Origin of the sequence: Streptococcus sp. HMSC076H09, assembly GCF_001811765.1 — a bacterium.
Lineage (GTDB): Bacteria > Bacillota > Bacilli > Lactobacillales > Streptococcaceae > Streptococcus > Streptococcus agalactiae.
Window position 1 is genome coordinate 145690 of record NZ_KV806601.1, and the last position, 13998, is coordinate 159687.

The window sequence follows — 13998 nt, forward strand, 5'->3', positions numbered from 1 at the left end:
GCAGATATAGCATAAATCTGCTATAGTAATGATTACGTAGAACACGGAAAGGAGAATCAAATGAGCTTACCTATTATTATGCTTGTTGTTATGGTTGGTATGATGTTCTTCATGCAACGTCAGCAAAAGAAACAAGCACAAGAACGTCAAAAACAATTGAATGCTGTTCAAAAAGGTGATGAAATTGTCACAATTGGTGGTCTTTTTGGAGTAGTTGATGAAGTTAATACTGAAGCACAACGAATGGTTTTAGATGTTGATGGTGTCTATTTGACGTTTGAGTTGGCAGCTATCAAATCTGTTGTCTCTAAGGCAGCAACACCAACAGAACCAGTTGAAGATGTTAAGATTATTGAAGTCAATGAAGACGAAAATAAAGAAACAGCCATCGAAACTGAATAAGATATGTAGGACCAGATGATTGTTCTGGTCTTTTTAGTTTGCTGTCACAAATGGCATTTTAATACTCAAAAATAAGTTGAAATGTGGTAAAATGTTATAGTATGGGATATTTCCAGCTCTTTTAAAAGGGCTGATAAGAAAAACGATTGCTAAATTAAGGAACATTATGTTTATATTTAAAAGAAAAAAACAAGTAGAAATGCCTTTGGAGAAAATACCAGCACATATTGGTATTATCATGGATGGTAACGGACGTTGGGCAAAAAAACGTTTAAAACCACGCGTTATGGGACATAAGGCGGGGATGGATGCTCTTCAAGAAGTTACAATAGCAGCTTCAGGATTAGGTGTTAAAGTACTAACTGTCTATGCCTTTTCTACAGAAAATTGGTCACGTCCAGATGATGAAGTTAAGTTTATTATGAACCTTCCGGTTGAATTTTTTGATAAATATGTACCAGAGTTAGATAAAAATAATGTACGTGTACAGGTCATCGGAGATACTCATAAATTACCTAAGGCAACATACGATGCAATGCAACGCGCTTGTTTGAGGACAAAACATAATTCGGGGCTCGTCTTGAATTTTGCGCTAAATTATGGCGGACGTTCAGAAATCACTAATGCCATTAAGGAAATTGCTCAGGATGTTTTGGAAGCTAAGTTGAATCCTGACGATATTACAGAGGATTTAGTAGCAAATCATTTAATGACAAATAGCTTACCCTATCTTTATAGAGACCCTGATTTGATTATCCGAACTAGTGGAGAGTTACGCTTGAGTAACTTTTTACCTTGGCAATCAGCTTATAGTGAATTTTACTTTACTCCCGTTTTATGGCCAGATTTTAAAAAAGACGAACTACATAAGGCCATTGTGGATTATAATCAACGCCATCGTCGATTTGGTAGTGTATAGAAAGAAGAGAGAAAATGAAAGAACGTGTTATTTGGGGAGCTGTCGCGCTTGCCATATTTATCCCTTTTTTAGTAATGGGTGGTTTGCCTTTCCAATTTTTAGTTGGACTTTTAGCTATGATTGGTGTTTCTGAATTACTTCGTATGCGTCGTTTAGAAATATTTTCCTTTGAAGGTGCATTAGCTATGATAGGAGCCTTTGTTTTAACAGTTCCTTTAGATAGTTATTTGTCCTTTTTACCAGTTGACGCTAGTTTATCAGCATACGGTATTGTTATTTTTATGATTTTGGCAGGTACTGTTTTGAACAGTAATTCTTACAGTTTTGAAGATGCTGCCTTTCCAATTGCGTCTAGTTTTTATGTGGGTATTGGCTTTCAAAATCTAGTCAGTGCTCGTATGGCTGGAATAGATAAGGTGTTGTTAGCTTTATTTATTGTCTGGGCGACTGATATCGGTGCTTATATGATTGGTCGTCAATTTGGACAACGCAAACTACTACCCTCAGTGTCTCCAAATAAAACAATTGAAGGGAGTCTAGGAGGGATTGCTTCAGCCATTGTGGTAGCTTTCTTTTTTATGCTTTTTGATAAGACCGTCTATGCGCCTCATAGCTTCCTAGTCATGTTAGTTTTAGTGGCTATCTTTAGCATTTTTGGTCAATTTGGAGATTTAGTTGAAAGTAGTATTAAACGTCATTTTGGTGTTAAAGATTCGGGTAAATTGATTCCGGGTCATGGGGGGATTTTGGATCGCTTTGATAGTATGATTTTTGTTTTCCCAATCATGCACTTCTTTGGCTTATTCTAAAATAATATATTGTATTTAGAGAGGAATTGAATGCTAGGAATTTTAACCTTTATTATTATTTTTGGTGTCATTGTAGTTGTTCACGAATTTGGGCATTTCTATTTTGCAAAGAAATCAGGAATTCTTGTTCGTGAATTTGCTATTGGTATGGGTCCAAAAATCTTTTCTCACATTGATAAAGAAGGAACAACCTATACTATTCGTATATTACCGCTAGGTGGTTATGTCCGTATGGCTGGTTGGGGTGATGATAAGACTGAAATTAAGACAGGGACGCCGGCTAGCCTTACTTTAAATAAAGAAGGCATTGTAACTCGTATTAATTTATCAGGAAAACAATTAGACAATACTTCTTTACCAATCAATGTAACAGCTTATGATTTAGAAGATAAACTAACTATCACAGGATTGGTCTTAAGTGAGACAAAAACCTATAGTGTTGATCACGATGCTACTATCATTGAGGAGGATGGTACTGAAATTCGTATTGCTCCCTTAGATATGCAGTATCAGAATGCTTCTGTATGGGGGCGCTTAATTACCAATTTTGCAGGTCCGATGAATAATTTTATTTTAGGTCTTGTAGTCTTTATTGCACTTGCTTTTATTCAAGGAGGTGTTCAAGACTTATCAACCAATCAGGTCCGTGTATCAGAAAATGGTCCTGCCGCTAGTGCAGGTTTAAAAAATAATGATCGTATTTTACAAATAGGGTCGCACAAAGTTTCTAACTGGGAACAGTTGACAGCAGCAGTAGAAAAGTCAACTAGGCATTTAGAAAAAAAACAAAAACTTGCCCTTAAGATTAAGAGCAAAGAGGTGGTGAAAACGATCAACGTTAAGCCACAGAAAGTTGATAAATCCTACATCATCGGCATTATGCCAGCTTTAAAGACAAGCTTTAAAGACAAACTTTTAGGTGGATTAAAACTAGCATGGGAAAGTTTCTTTAGAATTTTAAATGAATTAAAGAAACTTATTGCTCATTTTAGTATTAATAAATTGGGAGGTCCAGTAGCTCTCTATCAGGCTAGTAGCCAAGCTGCTAAAAATGGTTTCGTCACAGTTCTCAACTTAATGGGATTAATCTCTATCAACTTAGGTATTATGAATCTCATCCCTATACCAGCCCTTGACGGGGGTAAGATAGTGATGAATATTTTAGAAGCCATTCGTCGCAAACCACTTAAACAAGAAACAGAAACTTATATTACGCTCGCTGGGGTAGCAGTTATGTTAGTATTAATGATTGCTGTGACCTGGAACGATATCATGCGAGCTTTCTTCTAAAAGATAATAAAACGTGAAAGGAAATACGAATTTTTCAATTGCAATTCTCAATTGAAAAAGAATCAACTTTGATTAGTCGTATCTTATTGTAATGAAACAAAGTAAAATGCTTATTCCAACACTTCGCGAAATGCCAAGTGATGCTCAGGTTATCAGCCATGCTCTTATGGTTCGTGCAGGATATGTCCGCCAAGTTTCGGCTGGAATCTATGCTTATTTGCCTCTAGCTAACCGTACTATTGAAAAATTTAAAACAATTATGCGTCAAGAATTTGAGAAGATTGGTGCAGTTGAAATGTTAGCTCCAGCTCTTCTTACAGCAGATTTATGGCGTGAATCTGGGCGCTACGAAACATATGGTGAAGACCTTTATAAATTAAAGAATCGTGATCAATCGGATTTTATCTTAGGACCAACTCATGAAGAGACTTTCACAACTCTTGTTCGTGATGCAGTAAAATCTTATAAGCAATTACCACTAAACCTTTATCAAATTCAGTCTAAATATCGTGATGAGAAGCGTCCTCGTAATGGACTTCTTCGAACACGTGAATTTATCATGAAAGATGGATACAGCTTCCACAAAGATTATGAAGACCTTGATGTCACTTACGAAGATTACCGTAAAGCATATGAAGCCATCTTCACACGTGCTGGACTTGACTTTAAAGGCATTATAGGTGACGGAGGTGCTATGGGAGGTAAAGATAGCCAAGAATTTATGGCAGTAACTCCCAATCGTACAGATTTAAATCGTTGGTTAGTCCTTGATAAAACTATTCCTTCTATTGATGATATTCCAGAGGATGTTTTAGAAGAAATTAAGGTAGAACTCTCGGCTTGGCTAGTTTCTGGTGAGGACACTATTGCATACTCTACTGAATCAAGCTATGCTGCTAACCTTGAGATGGCAACGAATGAGTACAAACCATCTACTAAGGCTGCTACCTTTGAAGAAGTAACAAAAGTAGAAACTCCTAACTGCAAATCAATTGATGAGGTAGCTGGATTTTTATCAATTGATGAAAATCAAACTATCAAGACACTATTGTTTATTGCTGATGAACAGCCCGTGGTTGCTTTACTAGTTGGTAACGATCAAGTCAATGATGTGAAGTTAAAAAATTATTTAGCGGCTGATTTCTTAGAGCCTGCAAGTGAAGAGCAAGCAAAAGAGATTTTTGGTGCAGGTTTTGGTTCTCTTGGGCCAGTTAACCTACCTGACTCTGTTAAAATTATTGCTGATCGTAAAGTTCAAGACCTTGCTAATGCTGTGTCTGGTGCTAACCAAGATGGTTATCATTTTACTGGAGTTAATCCAGAACGTGATTTCACAGCTGAATACGTTGATATTCGTGAAGTAAAAGAAGGGGAGATTTCTCCAGACGGTAAAGGTACTCTGAAATTTGCTCGTGGTATTGAAATTGGACATATCTTTAAACTAGGTACCCGTTATTCAGATAGTATGGGAGCGAACATCCTTGATGAAAATGGCCGCTCAAATCCTATTGTTATGGGGTGTTATGGTATTGGTGTTAGTCGTATTCTCTCAGCTGTCATTGAACAACATGCCCGACTTTTTGTGAATAAGACACCAAAAGGAGCTTATCGCTTTGCTTGGGGGATTAATTTCCCAGAAGAATTAGCCCCATTTGATGTACATTTGATTACTGTCAATGTCAAAGATCAAGAGTCACAAGACCTTACTGAGAAAATTGAAGCTGATTTGATGCTTAAAGGTTATGAAGTCCTGACAGACGATCGTAATGAACGTGTTGGTTCTAAATTCTCAGACAGTGACTTAATTGGACTTCCAATTCGAGTAACTGTTGGGAAGAAAGCTTCTGAAGGTATCGTTGAAGTGAAAATTAAAGCAAGTGGTGATACGATTGAGGTTCACGCTGATAACTTAATTGAAACTTTAGAGATTCTAACAAAAAAATAAGCCGATAAAAAAGTTAGTCTGATGTGCTAACTTTTTTATATGGAGTGAAATTTAGTATGGTTCTTATTGGTAAAAAGCAACTGCCTTTTGTTATAATGAAATGATATTTTAGAAAGGAGCCATCATGAAAAGTCGAAAAAAAGATAAATTGGTATTGAGGTTAACAACAACACTATTGGTTTTTGGTTTGGGTGGGGTTTGGTTTTATAATTATAAAAATGATAATGTCGAACCGACAGTCACTAGTGCATCGGATCAAACGACGACTTTTATTCAAACGATTTCTCCAACAGCTATTGAAATTTCTAAGACCTATGATTTGTATGCGTCAGTCTTATTAGCACAAGCTATTTTGGAATCATCCAGTGGACAATCAGATTTGTCTAAGGCTCCTAATTATAACCTCTTTGGCATCAAAGGAGAATATAAAGGTAAATCTGTCCAAATGCCTACTTTAGAAGATGATGGGAAAGGCAATATGACTCAAATCCAAGCTCCTTTTCGCGCCTATCCAAATTATTCTGCTTCACTATATGATTATGCTGAGTTAGTATCTAGTCAAAAGTATGCATCTGTTTGGAAATCAAATACCTCTTCTTATAAGGATGCTACTGCAGCTCTAACAGGTCTTTATGCGACAGATACTGCTTATGCTAGTAAATTAAACCAAATTATTGAAACCTACAGTCTAGATGCTTATGATAAATAGTTTCAGTTAAGAGAGTGTTGTTAAGAAGGCTAATAAATTCCTTTTTTAACAGCCTCCTTTTGTTATCTCGAAATATTTACAGATATGTGATAAAATGGAAGTAAGATATTCAGGAGAAAACTATGTCAGAATTGTTCAAGAAACTTATGGATCAGATTGAAATGCCGCTTGAAATTAAGAATTCAAGTGTTTTTTCGTCTGCTGATATTATCGAGGTAAAGGTTCATTCTCTATCACGCTTATGGGAATTTCATTTTTCATTTCCAGAATTATTGCCAATTGAGGTGTATCGTGAATTACAAACTCGTTTAGTGAATAGTTTTGAAAAAGCAGATATAAAGGCTACTTTTGATATAAGAGCAGAAACTATTGATTTTTCTGATGATCTGCTACAGGATTATTATCAACAAGCTTTTTGTGAACCCTTGTGTAATAGTGCAAGTTTTAAGAGTTCTTTTTCACAATTAAAAGTTCATTACAATGGCAGTCAGATGATTATTTCAGCACCTCAATTTGTCAATAATAATCATTTTCGTCAGAATCATTTGCCGCGTTTGGAACAACAGTTTTCATTGTTTGGATTTGGTAAACTTGCTATTGATATGGTTTCTGATGAACAAATGACGCAAGACTTAAAATCATCATTTGAAACTAATCGCGAGCAATTGCTTGAAAAAGCTAACCAAGAAGCTATGCAAGCCTTGGAAGCACAAAAATCACTAGAAGATTCAGCGCCTCCATCAGAAGAAGTGACCCCAACTCAAAATTATGATTTCAAAGAGCGTATCAAACAACGTCAAGCTGGCTTTGAAAAAGCAGAGATTACACCCATGATTGAGGTGACAACAGAAGAAAATCGTATCGTTTTTGAAGGAATGGTTTTTAGTGTTGAACGAAAAACAACCCGCACTGGACGTCATATCATTAATTTTAAGATGACTGATTATACCTCAAGTTTTGCTATGCAAAAGTGGGCTAAAGATGATGAAGAATTGAAGAAGTACGATATGATTTCTAAAGGTTCGTGGTTGCGAGTCAGAGGGAATATTGAGAACAATAACTTTACTAAATCTTTGACAATGAATGTTCAAGATATCAAAGAGATTGTGCATCATGAACGTAAAGACTTAATGCCAGCAGATCAAAAACGTGTGGAATTTCATGCTCATACCAATATGTCAACGATGGATGCTTTACCAACTGTCGAGAGCCTCATTGATACTGCAGCTAAGTGGGGACACCCAGCTATTGCAATTACTGACCATGCCAATGTTCAAAGTTTTCCGCATGGCTACCACAGAGCAAAAAAAGCAGGTATAAAAGCAATTTTTGGATTAGAGGCAAATATTGTTGAAGATAAAGTGCCTATTTCCTACAACGAAGTTGATATGAATTTGCACGAAGCAACTTATGTTGTATTTGATGTGGAAACTACAGGTCTTTCTGCAGCTAATAATGACCTAATTCAGATTGCAGCATCAAAAATGTTCAAGGGTAATATTATTGAGCAATTTGATGAGTTTATTGACCCAGGTCATCCTCTTTCTGCCTTTACAACTGAATTGACAGGTATTACGGATAATCATGTCAGAGGTTCAAAACCTATTTTACAAGTCCTTCAGGAATTTCAGAATTTTTGTCAAGGTACGGTTTTAGTTGCGCATAATGCAACCTTTGACGTTGGTTTTATGAATGCGAATTATGAACGTCATAATCTGCCTTTGATCACACAGCCGGTCATTGATACCTTAGAATTTGCAAGAAATCTTTATCCTGAATATAAGCGTCATGGTTTGGGGCCTCTAACCAAACGTTTCCAAGTTGCTTTGGAACATCATCATATGGCCAACTACGATGCTGAAGCAACGGGTCGCTTACTCTTTATTTTCTTAAAAGAGGCGCGGGAAAATCGTGATGTGACTAATTTGATGGAGCTCAATACTAAATTGGTAGCTGAAGACTCTTACAAAAAGGCACGCATAAAGCATGCAACCATTTATGTCCAAAATCAGGTTGGACTTAAAAATATATTTAAGTTAGTTAGCCTTTCAAATGTTAAATATTTTGAAGGGGTGGCAAGAATTCCTAGGTCAGTTTTAGATGCTCACAGAGAAGGTCTCTTGCTAGGTACTGCCTGTTCTGATGGAGAAGTTTTTGATGCCTTGTTATCAAATGGAATTGATGCAGCAGTGACCCTAGCTAAATATTATGATTTTATTGAAGTCATGCCACCTGCTATTTATCGCCCCTTGGTAGTACGTGATTTAATTAAAGATGAGGTGGGGATTCAACAAATTATTAGAGACCTAATAGAGGTCGGTCGGCGTTTAGATAAGCCTGTTTTAGCTACGGGAAATGTTCATTATATTGAGCCTGAAGATGAGATTTACCGTGAGATTATTGTTCGTAGTCTTGGACAAGGTGCCATGATTAATAGGACTATAGGTCGTGGGGAGGATGCTCAGCCAGCGCCTTTGCCAAAAGCACATTTCCGCACAACAAATGAGATGTTAGATGAATTTGCCTTTCTTGGTAAAGATTTAGCCTATGAGATCGTTGTAACCAATACGAATACTTTTGCAGATCGATTTGAAGACGTTGAAGTTGTAAAAGGGGATCTCTATACTCCGTTTGTTGATCGTGCTGAAGAACGAGTTGCTGAATTAACTTATGCTAAAGCATTCGAAATATATGGTAATCCTCTTCCTGATATTATTGATTTACGTATCGAAAAAGAGTTAGCATCTATACTTGGTAATGGATTTGCCGTTATCTATCTTGCTTCGCAAATGTTGGTGCAACGTTCTAATGAACGTGGTTATCTAGTAGGATCACGTGGGTCTGTTGGGTCGAGTTTTGTAGCGACCATGATAGGAATTACTGAAGTTAATCCAATGCCACCTCATTATGTTTGCCCAAATTGTCAGCATTCTGAATTTATCACAGATGGTTCTTGTGGTTCAGGCTATGATTTACCAAATAAAAATTGTCCTAAATGTGGTACTTTGTACAAGAAAGATGGACAGGATATTCCGTTTGAAACTTTCTTAGGATTTGATGGAGATAAGGTTCCTGATATTGATCTGAATTTCTCTGGAGATGATCAACCTTCTGCTCACTTAGACGTTCGTGATATCTTTGGAGAAGAATATGCTTTTCGTGCAGGAACGGTAGGTACCGTAGCTGAAAAAACTGCCTTTGGTTTTGTCAAAGGTTACGAACGAGATTACAATAAATTTTATAACGATGCAGAGGTCGAACGGTTAGCGACTGGTGCTGCGGGAGTTAAACGTTCTACAGGTCAACACCCCGGTGGTATTGTTGTTATTCCTAACTATATGGATGTTTATGATTTTACTCCGGTTCAATATCCAGCAGATGATATGACAGCTGCTTGGCAGACAACTCACTTCAATTTCCATGATATTGATGAGAATGTCTTGAAGTTAGATATTCTAGGACATGATGATCCTACTATGATTCGTAAACTTCAGGATTTATCAGGAATTGATCCATCAAATATCCTTCCAGATGATCCAGACGTTATGAAGTTATTTTCTGGTACGGAAGTTTTAGGAGTGACAGAAGAGCAAATTGGAACTCCTACAGGAATGCTTGGTATTCCAGAGTTTGGTACGAACTTTGTTCGTGGTATGGTGAACGAAACCCATCCAACCACATTTGCAGAATTGTTGCAACTGTCAGGGCTATCACATGGTACGGATGTTTGGTTAGGTAATGCTCAAGACTTAATCAAGGAAGGTATTGCTACCTTATCAACTGTTATTGGTTGTCGTGATGACATCATGGTTTATTTAATGCACGCTGGCCTACAACCAAAGATGGCCTTTACAATCATGGAGCGCGTGCGTAAGGGGTTATGGTTGAAAATTTCAGAAGATGAGCGTAATGGTTATATCCAAGCAATGCGTGATAATAATGTCCCGGATTGGTATATTGAATCGTGTGGAAAAATCAAGTATATGTTCCCTAAAGCCCATGCAGCAGCCTATGTTTTAATGGCATTACGTGTGGCGTACTTTAAAGTACATTATCCAATATTTTATTATTGTGCTTATTTTTCTATTCGCGCCAAAGCTTTTGAATTACGCACAATGAGTGCTGGACTTGATGCCGTTAAGGCGCGCATGAAGGATATCACTGAGAAGCGTCAGCGTAATGAGGCGACGAATGTCGAAAATGATCTTTTTACGACATTAGAGTTGGTTAATGAAATGCTTGAGCGTGGCTTTAAATTTGGGAAATTAGATCTTTATCGTAGCCATGCGACTGACTTTATTATTGAAGAGGATACGCTAATCCCTCCATTTGTTGCTATGGAAGGCTTGGGAGAAAACGTTGCAAAACAGATAGTTCGGGCACGTGAAGATGGTGAATTTTTATCAAAAACAGAGCTTCGTAAACGAGGAGGAGTCTCAAGTACCTTAGTTGAAAAATTTGATGAGATGGGTATTTTGGGAAATTTACCAGAAGACAATCAGTTGAGTCTTTTTGATGATTTCTTCTAAGTAATAAGGTTGAGTAGTTACTCAACCTTATTATTTGCCAGCTGCTTTTGATAGGGCAAAGATGATATTCTTGCTTGAAATAACTAATTAGTGATAAAATAAGAAAAAATACGTTTGGGAGATGAAATGGGAAACTTTAAAAATTCAGCGGTTAAATCTATGGTTGTCATGCGAAAAGCATTTAGAACAATAGACGGAAAAGTCTCAGAATCATTTAAAGAATTTGAATTAACACCAACTCAGTTTGCAGTTTTGGATGTTCTCTATGCTAAAGGCACAATGAAAATTGGAGAATTGATTGAAAATATGCTTGCTACATCAGGTAATATGACTGTTGTTATTAAAAATATGGAAAAAAAGGGATGGGTATTACGCCATTCTTGTCCGAATGATAAGAGAGCCTTTTTGGTGAGTTTAACAACTGAAGGAGAAGAAGTGATAAAAAAAGCTCTACCAGAGCATATTAAACGTGTAGAAGATGCTTTTTCAGTCTTAACAGAAACAGAGCAAGAAGACTTGATTAACCTTTTAAAAAAATTTAAAACCTTGTGAGTCACATTCTTTGACTTTACGATATAGTGGTAATATAATTACTACATAGTAATAAATAACTTTAATCTAATTCATATGTCACTAGAACAAATGTAGTAAGATATCTGAGATTGAAGAACAAGGAGAAAAAATATGTCATTTTTGGAAGAATTAAAAAACCGTCGCTCTATTTACGCTCTTGGTCGCAATACAGAAGTTTCTGATGAGAAAATAGTAGAGATTATTAAAGAGGCAGTTCGCCAATCCCCATCTGCTTTTAATAGTCAAACTTCCCGTGTTGTCATTTTATTGAATGATGAAGTTACTAAGTTCTGGGATGAATTGGTTGCTAATGATTTGGTAGAAACAATGAAAGTACAAGGTGCTCCAGAGACAGCTATTGCTGGAACTAAGGAAAAATTAGCTAGTTTTGGAGCTTCAAAGGGAACAGTACTCTTCTTTGAAGATCAAGATGTTGTCAAATCTCTTCAAGAACAATTCGTTCTTTATGCGGATAACTTTCCAGTTTGGTCTGAGCAATCAACAGGTATTGCCTCAGTAAATACTTGGACAGCCCTTTCTGCAGAACTTGGACTTGGTGGTAATTTACAACATTACAATCCAGTTATTGATGCATCAGTACAAGCTGTTTATGGTGTTCCAGCTAGTTGGAAACTTCGTGGACAACTAAATTTTGGTTCAATCGAAGCTGAAACAGGAGAAAAAGAATTCATGAATGATGATGACCGCTTTAAAGTCATCGGATAATACTGTACAAAAAAAGGCAAGGATAGCAATGACACTGCATCTATGAACTAAAATGAAAAAACACTCCTACTTCTAGTAAAATAGAGGTAGGAGTGTTTTTAGTATATTCAAAAAAGCTACAATTCGCTTGATACAGAGACTTCTGTTATTTGATGTAGATATTTGAAAGGTTAATTCGTGTTCGTTTCTCCTTTTTCGGGATTTTCACTTAGTTTCATTTCTCCTTCTTTTAATTGTGAATAGAATGTTTCATTCAAATTTAGACTTTTTGTAAACTCTGTGTACTCATGCTTGAATAATTTATCTTTTTGTAGTAGTTCTTCATATTCTTTCTCTAGATAATTTCGTATATTCTTTTCCCCAGGATTTTGTGTATTCTCTGGGATTTTTGATAATAATTCTTTATATTTATCAATCAAGTTGTTTTTTTCTGTTACTGAAACAAAATCATTGTTTTCAGCTGGAGTCTCCCTCTCTTTTACTGAATTTTCTCTTGGTTTTTCTTCTTTTTTGAGATTATCACTCGGTTTCATTTCTTCTTTCTTTAATTGTAGGTAGAATGATTCATTTAAATTTAGACTTTCTTTAAATTCTGCATGTTCATGCTCAAATAAATTATCTTTCTTTAATATTTCTTCATATTCATTTTTCAAATAATCTCTTATGTTTTTTTCTCCTGGATTTTGTGTGTTTTCAGGAATCTGTGACAATAATTTTTTATACTTATCTATCAGCTCGTTTTTTTCTTTTTCTGTTACTGGTACAAAATCATCTTTTGGTTTTTTATCTTTTAGAGCTGCAGATTCATTAATAAATAACATAGATTTGCTTCCATTATTATGTATCCAATTTTCAAACGCTTCATTTGATTCCATATACTTAACTTTAAATCTATTATTTGTTTTTGCGGGATCATAAACGTCATAACCATCTATACAGTATTCTTTAATAAAATCGGAATACGTTGTTTTGTAATTACCATTTTTCCAATATGTACTGGCTGTGATATCTATGATATGCCAACTTCTATTATAATACGCTCTCACAGCTGCATGAGATATTCCTTGAGGACTTTTACCAGAAACGACATAACTAGGTATCCCCATAATATTAAATGCCCTAGCGGCTGTTACACTATAGCCAACGCACATAGCAAGTTTTCTTTCTGTTACAGAAAATAAATCTGAAGCTCTGTAATATTCTGTGTCGACATTTCTAGCTCTGTAAGCTTCATTGTCATAATTAGTTATTTCACCTATATATTTAGTGAAAGCAATTACTTTTTCTTCATCTGTTAAGTTTTGATTATTAGCTCCAGATTTAACTATTAAATCTAGAATTTTTTGGTCATTTTCTTTTATTTTATCTTCACTAATATTAATGTTTGAAGAATATGAAGAATCTTTTGAATTATTTTCAAAGGCAAACTTATTATCTATAGATAATGTTTTAGTGTAAATAGGGATACCATTTACGCCCATATAATCAACTGGTTTACCCATAGATAACCCTGATGATTTCAATCTTTCCATGATAAAGTTTTCATCCTTAATTTCAAACGTAGAATGAACGGTATCATATGGGAACTTTCCTCTCTCAGTTAGCCTTTTTTGGGTTATCGTCTTAAATTCCTCTATATTTTTAAGTAATTTATGTTTTTTATTCATCAAGAATACGGTTGTATCATGTGCGATTTTCCCATTTAATTTGACAAAGACATATTCTTCATTTCTTTCTTTTTTTAATGTAGCTTGGATATTTTTAATTTCTTCTAAATTGATAAGGTTTTTGTAATAGCCTTTATCACCTAAAATCCAAACATTAAAACCTTTGAAATTTGGTATCTCTGTTTTATACCTATTTAACTCTTGAATAAACTTATCTTCACTGTTTTTTTCAACTAGATTAGTTTCTTGAATATTATTTTGATTAGCATATGATATATTTAAATCAGATAGGTTGAATAATGTTGAAGCTACAGCAAATGATAAGACACAAGTTAATTTTAATCTTTTTTCTTCATTTTTTAAAAATCTCCTAATTTATTAATAAATAAATAATAACATATTAAAAAATGTTTTTCAATAAAAATCTTG

At 35.4% G+C, this 13998-nt stretch carries 10 protein-coding genes; 9 read left to right on the forward strand and 1 reads right to left on the reverse strand.

All coding sequences use genetic code 11. The features are described 5' to 3' along the window. Window positions 1-60: 60 nt before the first annotated feature. The 9 genes from yajC (at window position 61) to HMPREF2818_RS04435 (ending at window position 11902) form a co-directional block, all read left to right on the forward strand. Window positions 61-402, forward strand: coding sequence for a preprotein translocase subunit YajC (gene yajC / locus HMPREF2818_RS04395; protein WP_000056607.1), 342 nt, complete (start codon window positions 61-63; stop codon window positions 400-402). Between the two features lie 166 nt (window positions 403-568). Then, window positions 569-1321, forward strand: coding sequence for an isoprenyl transferase (locus HMPREF2818_RS04400; RefSeq protein ID WP_000469562.1), 753 nt, complete (start codon window positions 569-571; stop codon window positions 1319-1321). A 14-nt stretch (window positions 1322-1335) separates the two neighbouring features. After that, complete coding sequence (locus HMPREF2818_RS04405) at window positions 1336-2130, forward strand: phosphatidate cytidylyltransferase (RefSeq protein ID WP_000664686.1); 795 nt, start codon at window positions 1336-1338, stop codon at window positions 2128-2130. 30 nt (window positions 2131-2160) lie between these two features. Then, complete coding sequence (gene rseP, locus HMPREF2818_RS04410) at window positions 2161-3420, forward strand: RIP metalloprotease RseP (protein WP_000900647.1); 1260 nt, start codon at window positions 2161-2163, stop codon at window positions 3418-3420. A 91-nt stretch (window positions 3421-3511) separates the two neighbouring features. Continuing rightward, window positions 3512-5365 (forward strand): proline--tRNA ligase, encoded by a 1854-nt coding sequence (locus HMPREF2818_RS04415; protein ID WP_000814045.1) that lies wholly within the window; start codon window positions 3512-3514, stop codon window positions 5363-5365. 124 nt (window positions 5366-5489) lie between these two features. Further along, window positions 5490-6074 carry a glycoside hydrolase family 73 protein gene (locus HMPREF2818_RS04420; RefSeq protein WP_000842268.1) on the forward strand — a complete coding sequence of 195 codons (585 nt, stop codon included), beginning with the start codon at window positions 5490-5492 and terminating at the stop codon, window positions 6072-6074. A gap of 122 nt (window positions 6075-6196) precedes the next feature. Then, window positions 6197-10603, forward strand: coding sequence for a PolC-type DNA polymerase III (locus HMPREF2818_RS04425; RefSeq protein WP_001292137.1), 4407 nt, complete (start codon window positions 6197-6199; stop codon window positions 10601-10603). A gap of 126 nt (window positions 10604-10729) precedes the next feature. Next, the gene (locus HMPREF2818_RS04430; RefSeq protein ID WP_000526288.1) at window positions 10730-11155 is read left to right on the forward strand and encodes a MarR family winged helix-turn-helix transcriptional regulator; all 426 of its coding nucleotides are present in this window, start codon (window positions 10730-10732) and stop codon (window positions 11153-11155) included. 132 nt (window positions 11156-11287) lie between these two features. Then, window positions 11288-11902, forward strand: a complete 615-nt coding sequence (locus tag HMPREF2818_RS04435) for a nitroreductase family protein (RefSeq protein ID WP_000008878.1) — start codon at window positions 11288-11290, stop codon at window positions 11900-11902. A gap of 170 nt (window positions 11903-12072) precedes the next feature. Here the strand turns inward: HMPREF2818_RS04435 and HMPREF2818_RS04440 are convergent, their stop codons facing one another. Beyond that, a complete protein-coding gene (locus HMPREF2818_RS04440; RefSeq protein ID WP_001034735.1) occupies window positions 12073-13569 on the reverse strand; it encodes a hypothetical protein in 1497 nt (498 codons plus the stop codon). Between the last annotated feature and the right edge of the window lie 429 nt (window positions 13570-13998).